The organism is Pseudoxanthomonas sp. LjRoot125, assembly GCF_964252705.1.
In the GTDB taxonomy this organism is placed as follows: Bacteria; Pseudomonadota; Gammaproteobacteria; order Xanthomonadales; family Xanthomonadaceae; genus Pseudoxanthomonas_A.
Genome location: NZ_CAXUOY020000003.1, coordinates 141497 through 168139 on the forward strand (window position 1 = coordinate 141497; position 26643 = coordinate 168139).

The 26643-nt window shown below is 66.9% G+C and carries 15 protein-coding genes; 11 read left to right on the forward strand and 4 right to left on the reverse strand.

Annotation, left to right across the window (positions count from 1 at the left end; translation table 11 throughout):
- Positions 1 to 3 precede the first annotated feature (3 nt).
- On the reverse strand, positions 4 to 999 hold the full coding sequence (locus ACSION_RS17710) for a TRAP transporter substrate-binding protein (protein WP_435307092.1): 996 nt from the start codon (positions 997 to 999) through the stop codon (positions 4 to 6).
- Entirely contained in the window at positions 996 to 1853 is an 858-nt protein-coding gene (locus ACSION_RS17715) for a 2-keto-4-pentenoate hydratase (RefSeq protein ID WP_435307093.1), read from the reverse strand. The genes ACSION_RS17710 and ACSION_RS17715 overlap by 4 nt, the downstream gene beginning before the upstream one ends.
- 149 nt (positions 1854 to 2002) lie before the next feature.
- Between ACSION_RS17715 and ACSION_RS17720 the strand changes: the two genes are divergently transcribed.
- Positions 2003 to 3343: a pectate lyase family protein gene (locus ACSION_RS17720; protein WP_435307094.1), complete on the forward strand. Its 1341-nt coding sequence runs from the start codon at positions 2003 to 2005 to the stop codon at positions 3341 to 3343.
- Between the two features lie 108 nt (positions 3344 to 3451).
- Here ACSION_RS17720 and ACSION_RS17725 read toward each other — a convergent pair whose 3' ends face one another.
- Together ACSION_RS17725 and ACSION_RS17730 are read right to left on the reverse strand one after the other, a co-directional pair.
- Positions 3452 to 6367 (reverse strand): TonB-dependent receptor, encoded by a 2916-nt coding sequence (locus ACSION_RS17725; protein ID WP_435307095.1) that lies wholly within the window; start codon positions 6365 to 6367, stop codon positions 3452 to 3454.
- A gap of 281 nt (positions 6368 to 6648) precedes the next feature.
- Positions 6649 to 9426: a TonB-dependent receptor gene (locus ACSION_RS17730; protein ID WP_435307096.1), complete on the reverse strand. Its 2778-nt coding sequence runs from the start codon at positions 9424 to 9426 to the stop codon at positions 6649 to 6651.
- Between the two features lie 238 nt (positions 9427 to 9664).
- On the opposite strand from ACSION_RS17730, the gene ACSION_RS17735 reads away from it, so the two are divergent.
- The 10 genes from ACSION_RS17735 (at position 9665) to ACSION_RS17780 (ending at position 26602) form a co-directional block, all read left to right on the forward strand.
- Entirely contained in the window at positions 9665 to 10681 is a 1017-nt protein-coding gene (locus ACSION_RS17735; protein ID WP_435307097.1) for a sugar kinase, read from the forward strand.
- Between the two features lie 135 nt (positions 10682 to 10816).
- Entirely contained in the window at positions 10817 to 11668 is an 852-nt protein-coding gene (locus ACSION_RS17740; protein ID WP_435307098.1) for an HpcH/HpaI aldolase/citrate lyase family protein, read from the forward strand.
- Positions 11665 to 14109: a sodium:solute symporter gene (locus ACSION_RS17745; protein ID WP_435307099.1), complete on the forward strand. Its 2445-nt coding sequence runs from the start codon at positions 11665 to 11667 to the stop codon at positions 14107 to 14109. Before ACSION_RS17740 ends, ACSION_RS17745 begins: the two co-directional genes overlap by 4 nt.
- A 55-nt stretch (positions 14110 to 14164) precedes the next feature.
- Positions 14165 to 15040 (forward strand): LysR family transcriptional regulator, encoded by an 876-nt coding sequence (locus ACSION_RS17750; RefSeq protein ID WP_435307100.1) that lies wholly within the window; start codon positions 14165 to 14167, stop codon positions 15038 to 15040.
- A gap of 241 nt (positions 15041 to 15281) precedes the next feature.
- The gene (locus ACSION_RS17755; protein WP_435307101.1) at positions 15282 to 17516 is read left to right on the forward strand and encodes a TonB-dependent receptor; all 2235 of its coding nucleotides are present in this window, start codon (positions 15282 to 15284) and stop codon (positions 17514 to 17516) included.
- A gap of 89 nt (positions 17517 to 17605) precedes the next feature.
- Positions 17606 to 18814, forward strand: coding sequence for a serine hydrolase domain-containing protein (locus ACSION_RS17760; protein ID WP_435307102.1), 1209 nt, complete (start codon positions 17606 to 17608; stop codon positions 18812 to 18814).
- Positions 18811 to 19761 (forward strand): ribokinase, encoded by a 951-nt coding sequence (locus tag ACSION_RS17765; RefSeq protein ID WP_435307103.1) that lies wholly within the window; start codon positions 18811 to 18813, stop codon positions 19759 to 19761. Before ACSION_RS17760 ends, ACSION_RS17765 begins: the two co-directional genes overlap by 4 nt.
- 27 nt (positions 19762 to 19788) lie before the next feature.
- The gene (locus ACSION_RS17770; protein WP_435307104.1) at positions 19789 to 21975 is read left to right on the forward strand and encodes an SUMF1/EgtB/PvdO family nonheme iron enzyme; all 2187 of its coding nucleotides are present in this window, start codon (positions 19789 to 19791) and stop codon (positions 21973 to 21975) included.
- Complete coding sequence (locus tag ACSION_RS17775) at positions 21975 to 24779, forward strand: ThuA domain-containing protein (protein WP_435307105.1); 2805 nt, start codon at positions 21975 to 21977, stop codon at positions 24777 to 24779. Before ACSION_RS17770 ends, ACSION_RS17775 begins: the two co-directional genes overlap by 1 nt.
- Positions 24776 to 26602 carry a glycoside hydrolase family 127 protein gene (locus tag ACSION_RS17780; protein ID WP_435307106.1) on the forward strand — a complete coding sequence of 609 codons (1827 nt, stop codon included), beginning with the start codon at positions 24776 to 24778 and terminating at the stop codon, positions 26600 to 26602. Before ACSION_RS17775 ends, ACSION_RS17780 begins: the two co-directional genes overlap by 4 nt.
- Positions 26603 to 26643: the final 41 nt, after the last annotated feature.

Consider the following 26643-nt stretch of genomic DNA (forward strand, 5'->3'; position numbering starts at 1 on the left):
TCGTCAGGCCAGGTCGCGGATGCGACGGTAAAGGGCTTCGATCTGAGGCTGCTGGTGGTAGGCATCCAACAGCGGTTGCGCGGCCTTGCGGAACGCGGGGATGTCCACCTCGTTCGCCTGGATGCCGTGTTCCAGCACGGCCTTGCGGGCCTCGCTCTCGGAGGCATCCCACTTGGCGCGCATGATCGGCACGGACTCGCGTGCCAGCCGCACCAGCAACTCGCGATCGTTCGGCTGCAGGGACTGGAAGCTCGCGCGCGACATCACCAGCACATCGGGCGCGTAGGAATGACGCGTCTCCGACCAGTACTTCGCGGCTTCGAAATGACGGCTGGAGTGGAAACTGCGCATGTTGTTCTCCGCGCCGTCGATCATGTGCGTCTCCATCGCCGAGAACGTCTCGCCGAGCGACATCGGCGTGGGATTCGCGCCGAGCAGGCGGATGAGCCGGATGAAGATGTCGGATGCCGCCACGCGCACCTTCATGCCGTGCAGGTCCGCGGGCTTGGTGATCGGGTGCTTGTTGTTGTAGAAGCAGCGGGCGCCGGAATCGTAGATCGCCAGGCCGACGAGATCGCGGGCTCCGAAGCTATCCAGCACGGCCTGGCCGACCTCGCCATCGATGACGCGCCGCTGGTGCGCGACCGACTCGAATACGTACGGAAGGCATAGCGCCTGGGTCAACGGCAGCGCGTTGTTCAGCGCGCCGGAGAACACGCGGGTGATGTCGATCACCCCGAAGCGCGCCATGTCGATGGCTTCCGCTTCGCGGCCCAGCTGCCCGGAGTGGTACTGGCGCAGCGTCAGGCGGCCACCGGTCTCGCGCGCCATCGCATCGCCGATCCAGCGGACCGCTTCGACGGTGGGATAGTCCTTCACGTGCACATCGGACGCCGTCAGCACGCGGCGCCCTTCGTCGGCATGCGCGTACGTGCCGACCAGCGGGGCGGCCACGGCGGCGCCCAGGCCGGCACCGAGGAAACGACGACGGTTCATCATGCGCGCCAGTCTCCCTCGTCCTGCGCGACCGCGGCGACGGCCCGGCACTCGATGCTGCCATGGTGGTCGAAGTCGATGCGTGCCACCTGGCCCGGCAGGATGTCGTGGATGCCGGTCGCATTGCCGGTGGCGATCAGGTCGCCGGCCTTCAAGGGGCGGCCGCGCCGCGCGGAACGCGACAGGGCGAACGCGAATGCGGCACGCAGGCCGCCTGGCAGGGTGGTGGCGCCACCTTGCCCGACGCGGACGCCGTCGATCCAGGTGCTGCAGGTCAGCGATGCATCGCTGCGCACGGCCCAGTCCGGGACTTCCACGCCCATCACCAGGCCGTTGTTGTTGCCGAAGTCGGACACCACCACGCGTGGTCCCAACTGGTTGATCGTGGCCAGCGGGCTGCTGGCGACTTCCATGCCGATGAAGAGGGTGGACGGAACCGCTGCCGCCTCTTCGGGCGTCCAGTCGGCCTTGCCTTCTGGAGCGTCGGCGTCCAGGCGGAGTACGTATTCGGCCTCCACCGCGCCGAACCCGCCGGCAAAGACGTGGAAGGCATTCTGACCACCGGTGGTCATTTGCAGGGCGCGGGCGAAGATGGGGCCCAGCAGGCGCTCGTCGCCAGAGACATCCCGGCGCTCCGGTGCGATGTAGCCCACCTTCCATCCGACCACCCGGTCCGGCCATTGCGCGATCGCGAAATCCTGCACGCGGTACGCGCTCACCAGATCGACCGGGATGTCGCCGGGAAAGCCCTGGAGCGCCCGTCCCTGTCGGCGGGCCGCGACAAAACTGTCCGCGATGGTCGCCAGTTCCGGGGCTTGGGCGCGCTGGCCCGCCAGGGCGCTGCTGTCATTGCTCAAGAGGGTTTCTCCCCGCTCCGTTTGTTGCACTGCCGAGTGACAGCGCTGCTGTGGCCTGTATATGGTAAACCGGTGTCATTGACAATGTGCACTGCCGCAAAAACCCACCCGATGCCACGATGCATCGATCCACTCCTGGGAGGGAGCCAATGCTTCATATCCGTATCCCCCGGCTGGCGGGCGCCCGCCTGTTCGCCTTCACGCTGCTGGTAGCCGCGACGGCAACCGCCTGGGCGGCCGACACGCGACCGCAGGCCTTTCCGGGTGCACAAGGCAGTGCCGCGCATACGCCGGGCGGACGCGGCGGAACCCTCCTTCGCGTGACGACGCTGGCGGCCGACGGTCCCGGCTCGCTCAAGGCCGCGCTGATGGCGAAGGGCCCGCGCACAGTGGTGTTCGAGGTCGGCGGCGTGATCGACCTCGGCATGAAAGAACTCCGCATCTCCGAGCCTTTCCTCACCGTCGCGGGCCAGACCGCGCCGCATCCGGGCGTGACCATCATCAAGGGCGGCCTGACCATCGCCACCCACGATGTGGTGATCCGACACATCCGCATCCGCCCGGGCGATGGTGGCATGGCCAAGCGTTCCGGCGACATCGATGCGATCACCACCGTGCGCGGCGCGCACGACGTGATCGTCGACCACTGCTCGCTCACCTGGGCGACGGACGAGAACCTGTCGGCGTCCAGCACGCGCTTCCACGGCGAAACCGAAGCAGAGTGGATGGCGAACGCCTCTCGCAGGATCACCTACAGCAACAACATCGTCGGCGAAGGGCTGGCGAACGCCACCCATCCCAAGGGCGAGCACTCCAAGGGTTCGCTGATCCACGACCACGTCAACGAGGTGCTGATCGTCGGCAACCTGTACGCCCACAACTATGAGCGCAGCCCACTGTTCAAGGGCGGCGCGCGCGGACAGGTCGTCAACAACCTGATCTACAACCCAGGCCAGCGCGCCATCCACTACAACCTGATCGCCGAGGAATGGCTGGGCCATCCTTATTCGCGCGGGGAAATGGCGGTGCGAGGCAACGTCATGCGTGCGGGCCGCTCCACGGAGCCGCTGGCCTTCTTCATGATCGGCGGGTCCGGCGACCTGGACCTGTACTTGCAGGACAACCTGGTCGTGGACCGCGTGGGCAACAAGAGCATCCAGGACACCGGCAGCTACACGACCGCGCCGCTGAAGCTCAATCGCGTGAAGAGCGCGCCCGCCTTGCCGTTCGGGGTGACGCTGCTGGCATCCGAGAAGGTCCAGGATACCGTCATCGAGAACGTGGGTGCGACGCCCTGGAACCGCGATCTGATCGATCGCCGCATCGTGGCCGACGTCATCGAGGGCCGCGGCGAGATCATCGACAGTCAAGAGCAGGTCGGTGGCTACCCGCAGTACAAGGAAGCGCGCAAACCGTTCGTCGAAAGCGAATGGAACCTGGACGTCATGGAGCCGCTGGCGGGTTATCCGCGCGGCGAACCGCTGCGCTGACCGGAAACGAACGCCACTGAGTGCATCGAAAGGGTCCGCCGCAAGGCGGACCCTTTTTCCATGGACTCCGTAGACCACGTCGCCTCCCGCGCGATCCGTGAGCAGGACTCAGAAGTTGAACCGCGCGCCGACGTAGTACTGCCGGCCGGTGTGGTGGTAAACGGACGCGCGATCGCCGGTCGAATCCACATACTGGTCGTTGAACTCGTCGGTCAGGTTGAGCCCCTCGAGCGTCAGCGTGAGGCGCTTGTTCCACTTGTACGACATGGAGACATCCACGCTGCGGGCACTGCGCTTGCCTTCCACGTCGTTGTTGTTCTGGCCGGGAACGCGTTGCAGGTAGTCGTCACGGAACGAGGTGGAGACGCGCGCGCTGAAGCGATCGTTGTCGTAGTAGAGCGTGGCGTTGTAGGAATCGGGCGACAGGTTGACCAGGTCGTTGGCGATGTAGGTCACCGGGAAGCTGCCCGGCACGGCGTAGTCGATGTCCGATTCCACGTGCGTGTAGTTGAGCAGCACGCCGAAATGACGGAATCCGCCGGGCAGGAAGGTGAACGGTTGCTGGTAGTTCAGCTCGAATCCCTTGAGCGGGCCGCCGGGCGTGTTGATCGGCGTACGCACGTCGAACTCGACATCCCAGAACGTCGATGGCACCCATTCGAGCGGCAGACCGGTGTCGCGGTAGGCGATGTTCTCCCGCAGTTCCTGGATGTAGGTTTCGATGTCCTTGTAGAACAGCGCCAGCGAGAGCACGGAATCCTCGGCGAAATACCACTCCGCGCTGAAATCGTAGGTCTTGGCGCGGAACGGCTGCAGGTAGGGATTGCCCACGCGGATGTTCGGCGAACCCGTGGTGGTGATGCCCGCGCCGGGCGACAGATTGCCCAACTGCGGACGCGCCATGACCTTCGCCGCGCCGAAGCGCAGCACGACGTCATCGGCGACGTCCCACGCCAGGTTCAACGAGGGCAGCCAGTCCTTGTAGTCGTTGGTGACCGTCACCGCGCTGCCGCCCCCCACGGAGGTGTAGCCGCTGGCCTCGACGTCGGTCGTGGCATAGCGCACGCCCAGGTTGCCGCGCAGTGGCCGGCCGATCAGGTCGGTGTTGAAGTCCAACTGCAGGTAGCCGCCCCAGTCTTCTTCGCTGATGCTGCGATTGTTGCCGCGCGCATTGCCGTTGGTGATGCTGCTGAGGGTGAAATCACCGCCGGGCACGCCGGTGTTGCAGTTGCAGTAGATGTTGAACAGGCTGGCGATCGCGTTGAGGTCCGGGATCAGCCACGCGCTCGGGCCGCGCCCGTCCAGGCCGCGTCCGAAGCCGGTGACCAGCGTGGAGATGTCGGCCACGGTCGTGCCGGTGGGCAACGCCGGCACCGAGGTCTCGCTGCTGCGGCGGAATTCCCACGTATCCATGTCGAAGCGCTTGTACGACATGCCGCCGCGCAGTGTGAACGTTTCATTGATCGCAAAGTCGAGGTCGAGCTTGCCCGTGTCGAAGGTGTTGTCCACGCCTTGCGGACGGATGCGGATCTCCGAACCCGTCGTATTGGCCGCCGGGCTGCTGATCCAGCGCCAGGATGCGGGATCGGTCACATCGAGGTTGCCGTACGTGATCACCGGCAGGCGGCTGTTGCCACGGTAGTCCCAGCTGTAGCCATCCAGGTTCTGGATGTCGAACGTGACCGTGGTCTGCACGGGATTGTTGAATTCCGAGCGCGAGGTGCCGGCCAGGGCCGTCAGCTTCAACCTGTCGGTGATGTCCTGTTCGAGCGTCAGGCTGTACTGGCTGAACTCGGTGGACAGCTTGTCGAAGCGCGATTCGGAACGCACGTCCACGTTGTCGAACACGCCGTAGACAAGATTGCCGCGCGCATCGACCTCCGCCTGCAGCACGTGCGTCTCGTACTTGCCGCCCTGCGCATTGGACCGGCTGAACGAGATGGTCTCCAGGAAATCCTCCTGGCGCGTGGCGTCGAGCTTCGAGTACATCGCGTCGAAGCTCAGCAGCGTATGGTCGCTGGGCTTGAACTGCAGGGCGGCGGTGACGCCCAGGCGCTCCTGGTCGTGGGTCAGGCGGCCGTAGCGCGGAAGACGCGGGTGGAACGTGGTGGCCGCGGATGCCAGACGGTAAGCGTCGTTGTTCGCCTGCGTGTTGGCCGGGCGCGGATTGCCGGTGGAGCAGTTCAGCGCGGTGGTCCCTCGCCCGCTGTTGTTCGTGTTGTTCTGCGGCGTGTAGCCGACCGGACTGCAGAACCCGTTCGACGAAGCGCCGTTGTCCCAACGGACTGCGCTATAGCCTTCTTCGAGCAGGTGCCGCTCGCTGTAGGCGGCGGAGAGCAACGCGCCGAACCGGCCGTCGGCCCAGGTATTGCTGATCAGGGCGGAGAAGCGGGGGTCCCAATCCTTCGACAGGTCGTTGTAGCCCATCTGGCTGGTCGCCGTCGCGGTGAAGCCTTCGTAGTCGAACGGGCGCGCTCCGCGCAGGTCGACGGTGGCGCCGAGCGAGCCTTCGTCCACCTGCGCCGATTGTGTCTTGCGCACCGTCAGCTTGCTGAAGAGTTCGGAAGCGAACACGTTGAAGTCGAAACCGCGGCCGCGGTTGGCGCCGCCGGAACTGTCGGTGCCGCCGGTGGTGGCCAGTGCTTCCAGGCCGTTGATGCGCACGCGGGTGAAATCCTGGCCCAGGCCGCGCACGGTGATCGAGCGGCCTTCGCCGGCATCGCGATCGATCGCCACGCCTGGGATGCGCTGCAGCGCTTCGGCCAGGTTGAGGTCCGGGAACTTGCCGATGTCCTCGGCCACGACGGCGTCGATCTGCTCGGCGCTATACCGCTTTTCTTCGAGTGCTTTCTCGAGGCTGGCGCGGAAGGTACCGACCACTTCGATGCGATCCAGGTCGGTCGTGGCCGGCGATGGGGTCTGTACTTCCTGCGACTGCGCGAACGCAGGTGCGTGGAGCGCGATGGCGATCGAAAACGCGAGTGCGGACACCGGTGTCTTCCGGCGATATGGCTGATGCGTCATGACGTCCCCCTCCCAAGGGCTGCCAATCATGTGAGCGTGCCGGACAGCGCCGGCGACGGTGTGGAAACTCCCCAGATTCCGGACTCGGTGCGAAAAAATGACACCGATGGTCAGTGACGCTAACAGAGTGTGCAGTGCAACAACAAGTGATTGATTCAAATAGAGAAAATGTCCTTGGGGACAATCTCCTGGCTGGAATCGTTTTCCATACGGCGGACAACAAAAAAGCCCGGTCGAATCCGACCGGGCTTGCGGGGCGAACCGGGGTTCGCGTGTATCGATCAGAACTTGTAGCGCAGGCCGAGCAGGTATTGGCGGCCGGTTTCGCTGTAGTCCAGCGGTAGCTGGCCGTTCGCGTTCTGGACCCACGACTCCTGCGCCTCGTCGGTCAGGTTGATGCCTTCCAGGCTCAGCTCCAGCTTGTCGTTGAGCTTGTAGCGAAGCGCCATGTCGATGGTCGTGGTGCCGGTCTGCCCGTGCACGCCATCGATGTTGTAGCCCGCTTCGGTGCCGGGTGCCTGCAGGAGGTAATCGTCGCGGTTGGTCGCCGAAACGCGGCCGGAGAAGCGTTCGCCTTCGTAGTACAGCGTTGCATTCCACGAATGCTTGGACATGCCGGTCCACGGTGCCTTCAGCACGTTGACGCCGGCACTGTTGACGTACTGGATCTCCGTATCCACGTAGGTGTAGTTCAGCTGCGTGCCGAAGTTGGACCACTTGCCGGGCAGGAAGGTGAACGGCTGGATGAAGGTGGCTTCGAAACCCTTCACCTTGCCGCCAGGCGTGTTGACCGGCACGCTGAAGACGAAATCGTCGTTGACCGTTGCACCCGTTCCGTCGAGCAGGCTGGCGGGCAGGCCGCTGGACGCATAGCTGCGCACTTCGCGCGTCGTCTGCACGAAGCCCTCGATGTCCTTGTAGAACAGGCCCAGGCCCAGCATCGCGCCTTCGTTGAAGTACCACTCGAAGCCCAGATCCGCTGTTTCTGCGCGGACGGGATCGAGGCTGGGATTGCCGCCACTGACCGTGCGTGCGCCGCCACTGACGTTGACGGTCACACCGGGGGTCAGGGAGCCCAGGCCAGGACGCGACATGACCTTGGCGGCACCGAACCGGATCAGGAAGTCGGGCGTGATCTCGGCCACCAGGTTCATCGACGGCAGGGTATCGCTGTACTCGCGCGTGACGGTCGTGGCGACGGGCGTGCCGCTGGCGGTTGCGATGCCGGTCGAGCTCTGCTTCGTGCGCACGTAACGCACGCCGAAGTTACCCGATACCGGGATGGCACCCAGGTCGGCGGAGAACTCACCCATCAGGTAAACGCCGCGGTCCTCTTCCTTCACGCTGCGGGTATTGACCGCGCGCTCGGTGACGGCATAGATGCCGCTGTTGCTGTAGATGTCGAACAGGTCGGCGATGGCCTCGTAGTCCGGTATGACCCACGTACCCGGCGAACCATTGACGCCGCTGAGGCTGGCCAGTTCGGTCAGGTCGGACGGCACGGTGGTGGTGCCGCCGGTGAAGGTGGGGACCGCCAGTTCGGAAGCGCGTCGCAGCTCACGCGTGGAGAAGGAGTAGTCCTTCGACTGCACGCCACCCTTCAGGCGGAACCCGGGGCTGATGTTCCAGTTGAAATCCAGTTGCGCCGTGTCGAAATCGTTGGTGACGTACTGGGGACGGATGCGGATCTCCGCCAGCGTCCAGCCGTTCGGGTCGGTCGGATCGATGCCGTAGTTGAGGACCGGCTTGTAGGGATCGTTGCGATAGTCGTAGCTGTAGTTATCGACGTTCGCCTTGTCCATGATGATCGTGGTCTGGATCGGATTCTCGTGCTCCGACTTGGACGTGCCGATCTTGCCGCTGATCTTGAAGTTGTCGGTGAACTCGTGCTCGCCTTCCAGGTTGAGCTGGGTGAAGACGGTGTTCCACTCGTCGTGACGGCTTTCCGAACGGATGTCGACATCGTCGAACAGGCCATATACCAGCGCTCCATTCTGGATCACGCCATCGCGGACGACGGTCTGCGGCTTGCCGGTGCCGCTGCGGCTGAAGGAAATCGCTTCGATGTACTTCTCGTCTCGGGTGGCATCGATCTTCGAGTACAGCGCATCCAGCGCGAACTGGGTGCGATCGGTCGGCTTGAACTGCAGCGAAGCGGCCACGCCGGTGCGCTTCTGGTCGTGCTCCATCAGCGTGTAGCGGGGGAAGCGCGGGTGGTAGACATCCGCGCCGCGCGCCGCCGCGAACGGCGACGTCGCGCTGAAGTTGCCGTTGCTCGTGCCCTGTGCCCAGCGGCCGCTGCCAGAACCTTCTTCGAGCGCCTGGCGCTCCGAGTAGGCGACCGAAAGCAGGGCGCCGAACTTGCCGTCGGCCCAGGTATTGGCGATCAGCGCGCCGATCCGCGGGTCCGTCTTGTCGGCCAGATCGTTGTAGCTGGCCTGCCCGCTGGCCGTGAAGGTGAAACCGTCGTAATCGAGCGGACGCGCGGTACGCAGGTCCACCGTGGCGCCCAGCGAACCTTCTTCCACGTCGGCCGAGGGCGTCTTGCGCACGATCAGCTGCGAGAACAGATCCGACGCGAAGACATTGAAGTCGAAACCGCGGCCACGGTTGGTGCCGCCATTCTGGTCGGTGGCGCCCACCGTGGTGAGGGCCTCCATGCCGTTGATGCGGACGCGGGTGAGGTCCGGCGGCAGGCCGCGGACGGAGATCTGGCGGCCTTCGCCGCCTTCACGCGTGATCACCACGCCCGGGATGCGTTGCAGCGACTCGGCCAGGTTGAGGTCGGGGAACTTGCCGATGTCCTCGGCGACGATGGCATCGACCACGCCGGCTTCGCCGCGCTTGATGTCGAGTGCCTTTTCCACGCTCGCGCGGTAGCCGGTGACGCTGACGGTATCCAGCGTATCGACGCTCTGTTGCGCAGGGGTGGCCTGACCGGACTCGGTCGTCTGCGCCGCTTCCTGGGCGTGCGCGGCTGCACTCATCTGCAGCGCCAGGCCGATCGAAACGGCAAGCAAGGTAACCGGTGTCTTCCGGCGGTGTTGACTGACTGGCATGTTCTCCCCTCCTCAAGGGACCATGGCCGCGTGTGCGACTGTTTTGTTAGCAAAAAAACGCTGTGTATTCCCTTCCAGATCGTGCCAGCTGATAAAATGACACCGCTGGTCAAAAACAACGCTAACAGAGTGTGCGCTGCAACAACAACTGTCGCCGGGTCCGGATTATCTTGTCCTCAGGACAAGCCAGGACGGCGCGCAAGCATCGATGCAACACCGCAACGGGAGGAGTGCTGGCATGGCCAAGATCGTGTGTTTCGGAGAGCTGCTGCTGCGCCTGGGCGCGCCCGGCAGGCAGGTATTGCTGCAGTCGCCGGTGCTGGACGTGCACGTCGGCGGCGCGGAAGCGAATGTTGCGGTGTCGCTGGCGCGGTTCGGTCACGACACGCGCGTCGTCGGGGTCGTAGCGGATAACGCGCTGGGTGAGGCCGCACTGGGCGAACTACGCCGGCACCGCGTCGATGTCGCCGCCGTGCAGCAGCAGCCGGGTCGCATGGGCCTCTACTTCCTGACGCCCGGCGCCATCCAGCGCCCGAGTGAAGTGCTATACGACCGCGCCGACTCCGCCTTCGCGCGCGCGGGTGGCGGAGACCATGACTGGCCGTCGTTGCTCAACGGCGCCCAATGGCTGCATGTCTCCGGCGTCACGCCGGCGCTGGGGCAACGCGCGGCCGATGGCGTGCTCGCCGCGGTGAAGGCAGCGCGTGCCGCAGGGGTAAAAGTGTCGTTCGACGGCAACTTCCGACCGAAGCTGTGGGAAGCCTGGGGTGGGGACGCGCCGACCATCCTGCGCGGGTTGATGGCCGAAGCCGACATCCTGTTCGCCAGCCACCGCGACCTCCAGGTCGTGCTGGGCCTGGACTTCCCGCAGGCGACGCCGCAAGAACGGTTCGCCGCCGGCGCGGCCGCCGCGTTCCGGGCCTTTCCTCACCTGCAGCAGATGGCCGCCACCGTGCGCGTGCAGCGTAGCGTCGACCACCATGTGCTGTCGGGGATCACCGCCCTGCGCGAGGGCGCGCTGCATACCACGCCATCGCACGAGGTTTCGCCGATCGTCGACCGCATCGGCACCGGCGATGCCTTCGCGGCAGGCGTCCTGCACGGCGGACTTTCCGGGATGTCGTCGGCGGACGCACTGCACTTCGGTGTCGCAGCGGCGTGCCTGAAGCATTCGCTGCCAGGCGACTTCAACCTGGTCGGGGCGGCCGATGTGCAGGCGTTCCTTGGCGAGAACAGCCTGGACGTGAAGCGCTGATCCCCGCATCGAGCAACAGGGAATGTTGCGTCGCGGCATTCCCGGACGCAGGAAAAACTATCGTTTGAAGATGCCGGCGCGGGCTTTGCCCGTCGCCTGATTCCCGCAGACTGCGCGCCATGATGAGCGCCGTCCATGCGTAGCAAATTGTTCGTACCCGGCAGTCGCCCTGCGCTGTTCGCCAAGGCCCTGGCCGGCGACGCCGACCTGCTGTCCTTCGACCTGGAAGATGCCGTCGCCGGTGACGAGAAGGCGACGGCGCGCCAGCAGGTGGCCGCCTTCCTGAAGTCCGTGCCGCACCGTGCCGCGGGCAAGCAGGTCGTGGTGCGGGTGAACGCATGGAACACCTCCGCCTGGGAAGACGACCTGCGCGCGATCCTGCCGCTGGATGTCGACCTGCTCAATCTGCCGAAGATCGAGTCCGCGGACCAACTCCGCCAGGCGATGAGCGAGATCGATGCGATCGAAGCGCGCCTCGGCGTGCGCCGCGCCGTCGGCCTGTTGGTGAACATCGAGACGCCGCGCGCGCTCCGCCATGCCGCGAAGATCGCGCAGGCGCACCCACGCGTCCGCGGCCTCCAACTGGGCCTGGGTGACCTCTTCGAGCCCCATGGCATCCGGCGCGGTGACCTCCGCAACGTCCACGCCGCGCAGTACGCGCTGCGCATGGCGGCGGCAGAAGCCGGTGCTTTTGCCTACGATGCGGCCTTCCCGGGACTCGAAGACGAAGCAGGCTTCCGTGCGGAAGCCGATGCGGCGCGCGCCCTGGGCTTCGCGGGCAAGAGCTGCGTGCATCCACGCCAGGTGGCGTGGGCGAACGATGTTTTCGCGCCCTCGACCGAGGAAGTCGAAGCGGCCAGGCGTACGGTTGAAGCCGCAGCCGGTGGAGACATCGGGGCGTACGCGGTGGATGGACGCATGGTGGATGCTCCCTTCCTTGCGCGTGCTCGAGCCTTGCTGGCGGCAGCTGAAAGAGGGCGCGCATGATGTCGTGGCGAAATGCAGTACGTGGGGTGGCGCTGGCCTGCGGCATGCTGATGGCGGCCACGTTCGCCCTCCTGCCGGCGGATGCCCGCGCTGAAAGCCTGACGCACCTGACAGAGGGCACCCTGACGAAACCTCCCGGTGAAGCCCGCGGGCTGCACACCGTAGATGGCCAGTTGATCGCATTCGGCGACGCCGCTGCGTGGCAATGGGACGGGAATGCCGCACGCTGGCAGGCGATCCGTTTGCCAGCCGATGCCACGTCGCCAAAAGCGTGGCGCAACGCATCGCTCGGACGCCTGTACTTCCTTCGATCCGCCGACGGATCCGATGACGTTGCGTACATCGCACGCGCGTCGCTGGCGAAGGGGGCACTGACGCTGCACGACGTCCTGCCATTTCCGCAGCCTCTGCAGCAGGTTCAGCTCGCCCAGGATGCCGCGACCCTGTTCGTCTCGGGCCGGGATGCGTCGGGTGCCCTGCGGGTATGGCGTCGGGCGGCGGATGCCGCCGATGCGATCGCTTGGCAGGCGATGCCGGCATGGCCCACCGGGTCGGCCGCCAATTCCCTCGTGGCGCAGCGGGGCGAGCTGATCGCGACGACCGTTGGCTCCGGCCATGACGCCATGTGGCGATGGTCGCAGGATGCGGGCTGGCAGCCAGGGCCGGCGTTGCCCGGCGCATTGGCGGGACACGGCACGGCACGGGCCCTCGGCCAGGCCCATGTGCTGTATCTGCTGAAGCCCGCCACCGGCGATGCGTCCGCGACGCGACTGGCCACGTTCCACACGATCACGCGCGCGTGGGCCGACTTGCCCCCGGCCGCGCATCCGATGCCCGTACTGGCTACCGCCTGGGGCAACGGCCTGGTGGGCTGGGATGCGGAAGCGGGTGCCCTGCGCTCCGTCACGCTGACCGGCAGCACCTACCTGCTGAAATGGCTGGACTGGCTGGTCATCGTCGTCTATCTCGCGGCGATGGTCGGGATCGGCATGTACTTCTACCTGCAGGAGAAGCGCGCCTCGACAGCGGACTTCTTCGTCGGTGGCCGCAGCATCCCCTTCTGGGCGGCGGGCGTGAGCCTGTACGCCACCAATACCAGTTCGATCAGCTTCATCGCGATCCCTGCAAAGGCGTTCGAGACCAACTGGCAGTACCTGACCAACAATCTGATCGCGGTGATCGGCCTGATGTTCGTCGCGGTGTGGATCGTGCCGTTGTTGCGCCGGCTCGATCTCATGTCGGTGTTCTCGTACCTCGAGAAGCGCTTCCATCCCGCGATCCGCATGCTGGCCAGCGCGCTGTGCATCGCCATGCAGATCGGCAGCCGCATGAGCGTCATCCTGTTCCTGCCGGCGCTTGCCATCGCCACGATTACCGGCCTGGATGTGGTGTGGAGCATCCTGATCATGGGTGTGTTCACCATCATCTACACCACGTTGGGCGGCATGAAGGCGGTCATCTGGACCGACTTCGTGCAGGTGTTCGTGATGTTCGGTGGCGCGATCTTCGCCATTGGCTTCATCATCTACCATCTCAACGGCGGCGTCCCCGAATTCCTCGATGTCGCGATGGCCGAGAACAAGACGCAGCTGTTCGATTTCAGCTTCGACTTGACCAAGGCGACCGTGTGGGGATTCATCTTCCTCGTCGTGTTCGACGTCGTGCTGACGTTCCCGAAAGACCAGGTGCTGATGCAGCGCGTGCTGTCGACGAAATCGGACAAGGAGGCGGGCCGTTCCATCTGGACGTTCGCCGCCATCATGGTGCCCGGAGGATTCTTCTTCTACGCTATCGGAACAGCGCTCTACGTCTACTACCAGTCGCATCCGGAGCGGATGAATCCGCTGCTCCCCATCGACGCCACGTTCCCGCTGTTCATCGCGGCCGAGTTGCCGATGGGCGTCACCGGCCTGATCATCGCCGGCATCTTCGCTGCGGCGATGTCCACGTTGTCCAGCATCATCAACAGCGTCTCGACGCTGGCGTCGGTCGATTTCTACGAAAAACTGGCGAAGAACCCGACGCCGAAGAAAAGCGTGCTGTTCGCCGAAATCATGGGTGTGCTGGTCGGCCTGGTCGGTATCGGCATCGCGCTGGTGCTGTCGCGCTACGACATCCATTCGCTCTTCGATGTCTCCATCGAACTGGCAGGCCTACTGGGTGGCGGCTTCGCGGGCGCCTACACGCTGGGCATGTTCACCCGGCGTGCGAATGCACAAGGCGTGGCGATCGGCATCGGCGGGAGCATCGTGCTGACCATGCTGATCTGGTCGATGGACCTGGTGCATCCGTACTTCTATCTCGGCATCTCCATCCTGCTGTGCATCGTCATCGGCTATGCCGCGAGCTGGCTGTTCCCGCCGCCCGCGCAGTCCTTGGATGGCCTGACGATCCACCGGCAGGATGCCGTGAATGCGGCTGACGGAGCGCATGGGCCATAGGTCCCATCGTCGGCGTCGCGCGCCTCGTGTAGCCTGAAGGCAGCAGGGGAGGCGCGTGGACACCCAGTTCCTGAATACCTTCGTGGTGGTGGCCGACCGGGGCTCGATGGCCGCGGCCGCACGCGTGCTCAACATCACGCCTGCCGCCGTGGCCCAGCAGATCCGCACGCTGGAGCGAGAACTCGGCGCACCGCTGATCGCCCGCGCCGGCCGCACCGTCAGCCTGACCGAGGAAGGCTCGCGCATCCTGCAGCGTGCCCGCGACCTGCTGCGCGACGTCGCCGACATGCGCAGCGTCGCCAACGACAGCGAAGTCTCCGGCGAACTGCGGCTGGGCGCATGCCCGACCGCGCTGGCCGGCATGTTGCCGGACATCCTGGCGCGGATGGTCGACGCCTTCCCGCAGATCAACGTCTACATCCGGCCCGGCTACTCGGCGGAGCTGTATCGCGCCGTGGAGAACGGCGAGCTGGATGCCGCGCTGGTATTGCAGGCGCCCTACAACCTGCCCAAGACCTGCGACTGGCAGCTGCTGCGCGAAGAACCGCTGGTGGTCATCGCGCCGGCGCGCATGGCCGGCCGCGACCCGCACGAGCTGCTGCGCAGCGAGCCGCTGATCCGCTACGACCGCAACCAGTGGGGTGGGCGCGTGGCGGACGACTACCTGCGCCGCGCCGGCATCGTGCCGCACGAGCGCTTCGAACTGAACGGGCTCAACGCCATCGCCGTCATGGTGGACCGTGGCCTGGGCGTATCGCTGGTGCCGGACTGGGCCAAACCGTGGCCTGAAGGCCTGGACCTGGTCCGCATCCCGCTGCCGATGCCCAGCGAGCCGCGCCGGATCGGCATGGTGTGGTCGCGCTCGACGGTGCGCATCCGCCTGGTGACGGTGCTGCTCCAGGAAAGCCGCGCCACCGCAGGGCAGGGTTGATCCACGCCGCACGGCGCGGCGTCATGTTGCAGTGCACGCTACAAAAACTAGCCTGTGAACATATCCGCGGGCGATTCTTCCGTGACGGACGTCCGCCTACGCTTCGAACATCGTCGGGTTCGAGCGTCTGGGAGGAACGCTGGGCACGCCGGCCGCCGGGAGCGGCCTTTCTCGCACTCACCCTTGCCATGCGGCAGGCGCTTCGCGCGCCGCCGCCCACCCCGCATTTCGAGAACAGACCATGAAACAGGTACCCGCCGCGTTCGGCGTTTTCCTACTCGCCGCCGCCGTCAGCGCCAGCGTCAAGGCCCAACAGAACACGCCGCTGCCGCCGCAGGACGCGGCGACCGAAGAAGCCAAGGCCAAGGACGCCGTCGACCTGGATCAGGTGATCGTGACCGGCGTGCGCGCGCCGAAGTCGATCGACAGGATTCCCGGTGCCGTGTCGCTGGTGTCGAAGGAAGAGATCAAGCACACGCTGGCGGTCACCGAAGACGCCACGGCGGTGCTTGCGCGCACCGTGCCGGGTTACGCAGAGTCGTCGCAAGCCATGAGCAACACCGGCGAGACGCTGCGCGGCCGCATCGCATTGCGCCTCTTCGACGGCGTGCCCCAGGGATCGCCGTTGCGCGAAGGTGGACGCAATGCCACCTTCACCGACATGGGCATCGTGGACCGCATCGAGGTCATCAACGGTCCGTCAGCGTCCGAAGGCATCGGCGCCGCCGGCGGCATCATCAACTACATCTCCACCGTGCCCACCAAGGAAGGCAGCGAGTTCCGCTTCCTGTCGCGCTACTCCACCCAGTTCAAGGACGACAGCGCCGGCTGGAAGCTCGGCCTGAACTACGCGTTCAAGCAGGAGAACAAGGACCTGGTGGTGGGCGTCTCGACGATCGAGCGCGGCATGTCCTACGACGCGGACGGTCGCCGGGTCGGCATGAACACCAGCGGCTCGGTATCCGATTCGGTGGCCCGCAACCTGTTTCTGAAGGGCGGCATCAACTTCGGCGAAGACGGTGTGCAACGCATCCAGCTGAGCTACAGCAATTTCAAGATCGAAGGCAATGGCGATTACATCCAGGTGGAAGGTTGCCGGCCCGGCACCTGCGCCAATCCCGTGACCAATACGTCCGAGCGCGGCCATATCTTCGGCAGCAAGGCGGAATTCAACGACTTCGAGCAATTGAACGCGCTCTACACGCACGGGGACTTCCTTGGCGGCAACCTGGTGTTGAACGCTTACTGGGCCGACCAGGCCATGCGCTACCTGCCGGAGAACGGCGATGATCGCCAGTTGGTTTGGCCGCTGCCGGTAGGCGCCGAGCGCATCTTCGACCAGTCGGAGATCACCAGCAAGAAGTGGGGATTCCGCCCGTCGTGGACGCGCACGTCGCTGTTCGGCGTCGAAGGGCTGGAACTCCGCACCGGCGTCGACTACGTATATGACGAAGCGCAACAGCGCTTGGCGCTGACCGACCGGCTGTGGGTGCCTCCCATGGAATACACGAGCCTGGCGCCGTACGTCCAGCTCAGCTACGACCTGGGGCCCGTGACCCTGAGCGGCGGTTTCCGCCGCGAAGACGGCGAGCTGCATGTGGACAGCTACACCACCACGCCCTATCGCAACAGCGTGTTCGTCGAAGGCGGCGGTGTGGAATACACCGAGAACCTGGTCAACTTCGGCGCCATTTGGCGGATCGCGGGCGGTTGGTCGGTGTTCGCTTCGTATGGCGAGGGCTTCAGCCTCCCCAACATCGGTATCCCGCTGCGCAACATCAACGTGCCAGGCCAGTCGGTGGACCGGATCCGCGACCTGCAGGCGATTGTCGTGGACAACCGCGAGTACGGTTTCAACTGGCGTGGCGACCGCGGTTCGCTCGGCGGTTCGTACTACGACTCGCGCTCGCCGTTCGGCACCTCGTTGGCGGTCGACCCGGCGACCAACGATTACGTGCTCAACCGCGCTCCCACGCGCATCAAGGGCGTCGAACTGAGCGGCGAGTGGCGCTTCAACCCGCAGTGGAAGGTCAACGGGTTGTACTCGCGTATCCGCGGCGAGACCGCATTCTGGAATGCCGATCTCCTGGATCGTTATCCCGCCGGTGGACTCAACAAGCCGATCGGTGTCTCGGACATCAACCCGGACAAGATCGGCGCTTCGGTCAACTGGCGCTTCAACGAGCAGGGTGACGTCACCCTCAACGCCACGAAACTGCTGGATCGCGATCTCACCGGTTCCGACACGCGGGCATTCGATGGACAGACGTACTCCTTCCAGGAGCACACGCGGGGCTACACGCTTTTCGATCTGAGCGCGAACTACCGCTTCGAGAACTATGGCCGTGTGACGCTGGGCATCGAGAACCTCACCAACAAGCAGTACATCCTCAGCTGGTCGCAGGTGGACTTCTTCAAGAACTACTTCGCGGGCCGCGGCCGGATGTATTCCGTCACCTACGAATATACGTTCTGATCCACGATCTGCGGATGTCGGCACTCCCCCACGCTGCATCCACCCGCGCCGCTCCCTCTCCAGGGCGGCGCGGGCTTTGGATGGTCCTGATGCTCTCGCTCGCCGCCTGCGCGACGGCCGCTCCGTCGCCGCTGCCCCGTGCGCCCATGGATGCGTTGCTCACCCGGGACACCGGCGATGCCGGTTACCTGGGGGCCGTCGCCGTGGTCGCCGATCATGGCGCCGTGGTCTACCGCGGTGCGTTCGGCCATGCCGACCTGCAAGGCCGGCACCCGCTGCGCGAAGACGCGATCTTCCGCATCTACTCGATGACCAAGCCCGTCACCTCGGTGGCGGCATTGATGCTGGTGGAAGAGGGCAGGTTGCAACTCGATGCCCCGGTAGCCACCTACCTGCCTGCATTCGCGGGTCTGCAGCGGGTCGCGGGTGGCAGCGTCGAGGCCCCCACGCTCGTGCCGGTGCAGCGCCCGCTGACCGTGCGGCACCTGCTGACGCACACCGCCGGTTTCGCCACGGGCGGTGACGACATTCGCGTGGCATCCGCCCTGCTGCAGGCGCAGGCGCCGGAAGAAGCCACGGACCTCGCCGGCTACACCGATCGCGTCGCACGCGCGCCGCTCGGCATCGAGCCGGGCACGCGTTTCCGCTACGACGGCGTCAATACCGAAGTGCTGGCGCGGGTCATCGAAGTCGCGAGCGGGCAGCGGTTCGAGACCTTCCTGCGTACGCGCATCTTTGCGCCACTCGCCCTGCACGACACCGGTTTTGAAGTGCCCGCAGCACAGCGTGGCCGCATCATGGCGCTGACCACGCGCAATGCCGCAGGGCAACGCGTCCTGGCAGATACACCGTCTGCGCGCGAACCCGGCGTCCGCCTGCGTCCCTACACGAGCGGTGCCGGCGGCCTCTATTCCACCGCCGCCGACTACCTGCGCTTCGCGCGGATGCTGGTCGACGGCGGCGCGCTTGAGGGCGTTCGCCTGCTGCGCGAGGACACTGTGGCGATGATGATGTCCGACCAGCTCGCGGGCTTCGATCCGCCGGTGCCCGCACCCGAGCCGGGCGAAGGCTTCGGGCTGGGCGGGTATGTCGTGACCGATCCGGCGATCAGTACGCGTCCCGGATCGCGCGGACAGTTCGGCTGGTCCGGCGCCGCTTCCACGTACTTCACCATCGACCGCGAGCGCGGCCTGGTTATCCTGCTGCTGTCGCAGCACCTGCCCACCGATGGAGCGCCTCCATTGCCCAAGCTGGCTACGCCGTTCTATCGCGCGGTCTATTCGGCGGCGACACCATGAGCCGCGGCCAGGGCGGCGTGCTGGTAGCAGGGTCGGCCAATCTCGATTTCGTCGTGCGTGCGACGCACGTACCGGCGCCGGGCGAGACCGTATTGGGTCGTGAGTTCGCGACGTTTCCGGGTGGCAAGGGCGCCAACCAGGCCGTCGCCAGTGCGCGTGCCGGCGGCGTGGCGACCCGCATGCTGCTCGCGCTCGGTGACGATCCGTACGCCGTGGTACTCGAAGCCGCCCTTGCCGATGCCGACGTGGCCATGCACATCGTGCGCGTGCCGGATACCGCCAGCGGCACCGCCTTCATCTGCCTGTCCGACGACGCGGAGAACGCGATCACCGTCGCACCGGGCGCCAACGCGGGATTGATGCCGCACCATCTCCCTTCGCTGCGCGGCATCAGCCACTTGCTGCTGCAACTGGAAACACCCTTGGACAGCGTGGCCAGCTACGCCCGGCTTGCCCGCGAGGCCGGCGTGCGGGTGGTGTTGAATGCCGCACCCGCCACCCCGCTGCCTGCGGGCCTGCTGGACAGCGTCGATGTGCTGGTCGTCAACGAAGGCGAACTGGCCACGCTGGCCGGCGAAGGTTCCGTGGCCGCGCAGGCGGCGCGCCTGCCGGTGCCCTGCGTGATCGTGACGCTTGGCGCGCGTGGTTGCTTCGCACGGCGGGGCGGTGAAATCTTCCTGCAGCCCGCGTTCCCGATCGACGCCGTGGATACGACCGCGGCGGGCGATACGTTCTGCGGTGCGCTGGCGGCCCGCCTGGCCGAGCATGCCGGGCTGGCGGACGCGCTACGCTTCGCCAGCGCGGCCTCTGCGCTCGCCTGCACCCGGCTGGGCGCGCAGACCAGCATCCCGGCGCGCCCGGAAGTCGAAGCCTGGCTCGCCGGGCATGTCGACGCACCCTCGCAGCAGGCCGCCCTGGCGGCTTACTGCGGCCTTCCCCGCGACTGATCCATCGTCCCGATCCAAGATCTCCCCATGAGCACTCCCACGTTCCCCGATTCCCACGAAGCTGCTGGTCACGACGACGCGCACGTGGTGAAGACCGAATACAAGTTTTCCCACGTCACCACGCAGCGCTACCTGCCCACACCGGGCAAGGCGCCGGGTTGGCCGTTCGCCGACATCGGCCAGTGGAAGATCGATGCCAACGCCTCGGCCGACGACTGGGTCGCCGAGCTGAAGGATTGGCGGCGCGAGCACCTCACGCGCATCGGTTACGACGACGCCAACTACCGCAGGCCGGAACTGCAATGGGCGCAGCGCAACTTCGTGCATGCGCAGGTGATGGTCGAGGACCGCTACCTTTACGATCCCGTCGCCGGCCGCTACACCGTCGACCGCTACCTCGATGATCTGGAAGCGCGCTTCGGTGGCCTCGACAGCGTGCTGCTGTGGTGCGTGTACCCGAACATCGGCGTGGACGACCGCAACCAGTTCGACCTGGCGCGCAGCCTGCCGGGCGGGCTGGAGGCGCTGCGCGGCGCGGTCGACGATTTCCATCGCCGCGGCGTGCGCGTGTTCCTCACCACGATGCCGTGGGACAACGGTACCCGCGACGAAGGCGCGCCGGACTGGCAAGCCATCGCGCGGATCGTCAAGGCGGTCGGCGCGGACGGCATCAACGGCGACACCTACAACGGCGTGCCGCGCGCGTTCTTCGATGCCTGCGATGCGCTGGGCCATCCGGTGGTCGTGCAGCCGGAATCCACGATCAGCGCCGAAGAACACCTGATCTGGAACGTGCAGAGCTGGGGCAAGAAGGCGCCGAACGAGGTCGTGCCGCCGGTGGCGAAGTTCAAGTGGCTGGAACCGCGCCACATGATCAACTACGAGAACCGCTGGGGTCGCGACCGCAACCACGACTTGCAGTACATCTTCTTCAATGGCGTGGGCTACAACGCGTGGGAGAACGTGTGGGGCTTGTGGAACCAGCTGACGCCACGCGATGCCGCCTCGCTGCGCCGCATCGCCACGATCTACCGTCGCTTCGCGCCGTTGCTGGTCAGCCTGGACTGGCGCCCGTACGAGCGCACGCTGCAGGCCGGCATCTTCGCCAGCCGCTTCCCGGGCGAAGGCCGCACGTTGTGGACGCTGGTCAACCGCCACGAGTACGCGATTGCCGGTGAGCAACTCGCCGTGCCGCATGTCGACGGCACGCGGTATATCGATCTGTGGAACGGCACGGCGCTGCAACCGCGCATCATCGACGGCCACGCGATCCTGGAGACGACGCTGGAAGGCCGTGGCTTCGGCGCGCTGCTGGCGTTGCGCACGGGTGCGGAAGAAGAGGGTCTGGATGCCTTCCTGGCGCAGATGGCGGACCACGCGGCGACGCCGCTGGCGTCTTTGTCCGCACGATGGACCGCCCTACCGCAAACGCTGCAGGCGATCGCCGCGACCACGCCACAGGGCACCGCGCCGGCGGGCATGGTGACGATTCCCGCCGGCGAGTTCCTGTTCGCCGTGCAGGGCATCGAGATCGAAGGGCAGGTGTGGGAGGGTGTGGACGTGCAGTTTCCGTGGGAACCGACCGCGCGCCGCCACCATCGCCAGCGCATGCAGGTTGCGGCGTTCCACATCGATCGCCACCTGGTGACGAACGCGCAGTTCAAGACCTTCATCGACGCCACCGGCTATGCGCCGCGCGATGCGCTGAATTTCCTCCGCGACTGGCGCGATGGCGCACCGCAGGCGGGCTGGGAGAACAAGCCGGTCACCTGGGTGTCGCTGGAAGATGCGCGTGCCTACGCCGCATGGGCGCGCAAGCGCCTGCCGCACGGCTGGGAATGGCAGTACGCCGCACAGGGTACCGACGGCCGCCTGTATCCGTGGGGCGATGCCTGGCGCGACGATGCCGCGCCGCCGGTGTTCCGCGGTCGTGTGCTGCCGCCGCCCGCCGACGTGGGCGCATGGCCGGCCGGCGCCAGTCCGTTCGGCGTGATGGACCTGGTCGGTCATGTCTGGCAGTGGACGGATGAATTCCACGACGAGCACACACGCGCGGCCATCGTGCGCGGCGGCAGCGACTACGAGCCGCGCACGTCGCACTGGTATTTCCCCCAGGCCAAGCGACTGGACCAGCACGGCAAGCTGCTGTTGATGGCGCCGGGCAAGGATCGCTCCGGTCGCATCGGTTTCCGTTGCGTGGTGGATGCGGCGTGATGCCAGGCGGGTGCGCACGCGGGTTGTCGCGCACCTGTCGTTGGGCGGTCGCGCTGGTGCTTGCCGGCGTGCTGATGGCCTGCTCCGCCGGAGCGCCGAAGACGGTCGTGCTGATCGGCGGCCCGGCCAGCGAAGGTCCGGGTCGGCATGCGTATCCTGCCGGCATCCGCCACCTGCAGAAGATGCTGGAAGAAGAAGCCTCTGGGCGCGTGCGCGTGCAGGCCTATCCTGACGGCTGGCCGGCCGATCCCACCGCGCTCACCCAGGCGGATACGGTGGTGTTGTATTTCGATGGCCTGGAGAAGCATCCGCTACGCGATCCCGCGCATCGCGCGGCGTTCGACGCCGCCATGCAGCGCGGCGCTGGCGTCGTCGCGCTGCACCAGGCCTCGACGGTGCCACAAGGCGATGATTTCGGTCTCGCGCGTTGGCTGGGCGCGGTGCGCGTGGGCATGTTCGATCGCACTACCGAGTGGACGACGCTCGAACCGGCCGCGCACCCCGTCACTGCCGGCATGCAGCCCTTCGCCTACCGCGACGAGTTCTATCCCACCTTCCAGGGCACCGGCGCGCGCACGCCGCTGCTGCAGGCCGTGCTGCATCCGCAGTTCCGCGACGGCGAACCCGTGATCGAGGACATCGCCGAGCGGACCGACGTGGCCTGGGCCCACGAGCGAGCGAATGGCGGGCGAGGCGTCGTCTTCACCGGCGGGCACTACCTCGATGCGCTCGGCCAAGCCTCCGTGCGCCACGTGCTGCTCAACGCCATCCTGTGGTCGGCGCATGCCGACGTGCTGGATGCGCCTGCGATCCCTGCTGCATCCGCACCCGCGCCGACCGGCGCACCCGGCCAGGTGCGCCGCGCCACCTTCCACGTCGATGCCGCACGCACCGGCTGGCGCCGCGATGAAACCGTCCTGACGCCCGCTACCGTCGGCGCGAAGGATTTCGGCCTCGTATGGGAATCGCCACCGCTCGATGCCGACAACGGCAGCGAGGCGCGCCTGTACGCCTCGCCCTTGTACGTCGATCGGCTGGCGATCACGTCAGGCCCGCAGACCGGCGAGCGGCATAACGTCGTCATCGCCGCCAGCAACAACGGCCATGTCTACGCGATCAACGCGGCGCGCCAGGGCGACGTCGCGCCAGGGCGCATCCTCTGGAAGACGCGCCTGGGCGAACCCTGCCGCCTGCAGCCGGCGCCGCTCGATGGCGTGCCTACCGGCATCCTGAGCACGCCGGTGATCGATGTCGCGCACGGCCGGTTGTACGTGACCCATTGCGACCCGCAGCACCGGTGGCGGGCCTATGCGCTCGAGCTGGGCAGCGGCCGCGTGCTGCCGGGCTGGCCGGTGACGCTCGACGAAGCCGCCTTCAACCGCCTCAACACCAACGCCGGCCCGTCGCCGGTGCCGCCGAAGCGCAAGTTCGATTTCCGGGTGCAGCGCGGTGCGTTGAACCTCAGTCCCGATGGTTCGCAGCTGTACATCGTGTTCGGCGAATCGGAGACGGGCTGGATCGCCGCGGTGGATACGCGTCATCCACGTGTCAGCGGTGCGTTCGCCGCGGTCGCCATGCCGCACCGGGGCAGTGGCGGTATCTGGGGTGCGGGCGGTCCTGCCGTCGATGCGGAGGGCCACGTGTATGTGGTCACCGGCAGCGGCTTCGGTGGCTACCAGCACTCCGACGGCGACTGGGCACAGTCGGTGCTGAAGCTGGCCTCGTCGGACGAGAAGGGTTTCGCGTTGCGCGGCACGTATACGCCGTTCAACTACTGCACCACGGCCGAGAAGGACATCGACCTCGGCTCGGGTGGCGTGGCGCTGTTCCCTGACGCAGCGGGCGAGGGCGGCCGACGGCTGATGACCGTGGGCGGCAAGCAAGGCAACGTCTACCTGCTGGATCGCGAGCGTCTGCCCGGTGCGCTCGATCGCCGTGCGCCCTGCAGCACCGATGCCGCAAGCGACCGCTCGTTGCTGGCGCCGTCGCCGCAGCGACCGTTCGGCACGCGTGGGCCGCTCAATGTGTTCGGCCCGTATTCGGAAGACGATGCGGCGCTCGACCTGGCGCGCGCCCGTTCGGTGCCCGCGGTGTACCGCGATGGTTCGGGCGCCGAGTACGTCGTCGTCACCGGCAACACCAAGCAGGCGCCTGGCTCGCCGGTCAGCATCGCGCCGTCGGTGGTGCGCCTGCGCGTGGATCGCACGTCGCCGGACGCGCCGTTCCTGCGCATCGATCGCGCCCATCCCACGCTGGTGCTCGGCAATCCCGGTTCGCCGGTGGTGACCAGCCGCGGCGCCGACGATGCGCTGGTCTGGATCCTCGACGAGAACGCACCGCGTTCGGCCTCGCTGGCCGGCGGCGATGCGCCACGGCCCGTGCTCTATGCCCTGGACGCGCGCTCGCTCGAGATCGTGTGGCGCAGTGCGCCGGGCGAGCTGTTCACCAGCGGCAAGTACAACGAGCCCGCGTTCGGCGGCGGGCAGGTGTTCGTCGGCACCGACCGCATCCAGGCCTTCGGCCGTGGCGGCAAGCGGGTCACCGATCGCGCGCCGGTCGCCGTCGCCACGCAGGACGTCGCGGTCGATGCGCGGCTGGCCGGCGTGCCAGCGGCAACGTTGTACACCCAGCGCTGCGCTGCCTGCCACGACCATCCGCAAGGCAATATTCCCCCGCGCGCGGTGATCGCCACGCGCCCCCACACCCGCATCGTCGATGCGCTCAGCCGCGGCGTGATGCGACCGCACGCGGCCGGCCTGAGCGCGCAGCAGATCGACGACCTGGCCAGGTACCTGAAGCAATGACCCCGCACCACATCCAGCTGCACGGCGTCCTCGGCGCAGCCCTCGAGGCCAACCTGCGCGGCCGCCTCTCGCACTTCATCACTGCGCCGGACAGCCCCGCTATCGCGCTGTTCTCGCCCGAGCACCGCGCGCGCAACACCGAGGGCGACTGGTACGGCGAACACGCCGGCAAATGGCTGTCGGCCGCGGCCCGCGCCTATGGCCGCAGCGGCGATGCGACGCTGGGCGCGCACCTGCGCGCGGTCGCCGACTACCTGCTCTCCGTGCAGGAAGCCGACGGCTACCTGGGTACCTACGCGGAAGAACGACGCTTCCTCCATCCGCAGCCGCCGAAGCCGCCCAGCTGGGACGGCGCGCCAGCGCTGCGCACCTGGGATATCTGGGTGCACGCCTACCTGATCCTCGGCCTGGTCGAGACGGCGCGCGCCCTGCAGGATCCGCGCTATACGCAGGCCGCCGCGCGCATCGCCGACCTGTGCGCGCAGGCGCTGGCGTCCGGCATCGACATCACCACGCTCGGCAACCACCACGGCATGTCGGCCACGGTGCTGATGGATGCCGCGCTGGAGTTACATGCCGAAACCGCGGAGCCGCGCTTCCTCGCGCTCGCCCAGCGCGTGCTGGAGCAGGCGAACGCGCATCCGGCGCTGCGCCTGCTGCCCGCGCTCGACGCCGGTGCGGACGCGTCCGAGATCGCCACTGGCAAGGCCTACCAGCTGCTCTGGAACCTGGTCGCCCTCGTGAAGCTGTGCCGCGCCACCGGTGATGCCGCCCTGCGCGACACGCTGGAGCGCATCTGGCAGAACATCCGCGAGCACCACCTGACCCTGGGCGGCGGGCCCTGGGGCGGCGTCGCCCATCGCTCGCGCGAAGTGTTCAACGCACGCGGCAGCTTCAGCCCGAATGCCTACGTGGAAACCTGCTCGCTGCTGTCGTGGATCCAGTTCAACCGCGAGCTGCTGCAGCTCACCGGCGAAGCGCGTTTCGCCGAAGAGATCGAGCGCACCGCGTACAACGACCTGCTCGGCGCGCAGGCGCCGGATGGCGAGGACTGGTGCTACTACTCCTTCCCGAACGGGCGGCGCGTGCACACCACTTATTGGCGCTGCTGCAAGTCCAGCGGCGCGATGGCGGTGGAGGAACTGCCGTCGCTGGCGTATGCGGTGGACGGCGACACCGTCCGCGTGCAGCTCTACGGGCCCGGCGAGGCGCGCCTGGCGCACCCACAGGCCGGGACGGTGGTGCTGCGCCAGCACACTGCGTATCCGTTCGACGGCGAGGTGTCGCTGGACGTGCAGCCCCAGCGCGATGCGACGTTCGACCTGCAGCTGCGCATTCCATCCTGGGCCGAGGGCGCCACGGTGTCGGTCAATGGCGAGCCCGTGGAGGCCGCGGTCGTCCCCGGCGCTTTCCTCGTCCTGCGCCGCCTGTGGCGTTCCGACGACCATGTGCAACTGGCCTTCCCGTTGCGGCCGACCCTGCACCGGCAGGTGCTGCGCAATGTGCAGGAATCGCGCGCGCCGGACGGCTCGGCGGTCCACCAGCAGGTGCTGGACCTGCATTACGTCGGGCTCACGCGCGGCCCGCTGGCCTACGCCACCGACCTGATCGACGGCTTCAAGACGGAAGAGACCGTCCGTCTGCCCGACGGCCCGCAGGACGACTGGCTGCAGGTGCTGCCGGTGACCGACGGCGAGGAGGGCGCGGCCATTTCGCTGCAGCCCGCGAGCCGACCGCCGCTGCTGTTCTGGCCGTACTACCGCGCCGGTGGGCGTCACGACGGCGCCTGGCGCCTGACCTGGCTGGCGCTGCCGCCGCCATGACCGCCCGCGCGCTCGCAAGAATTTGTGGCAGCAGAAGCTAC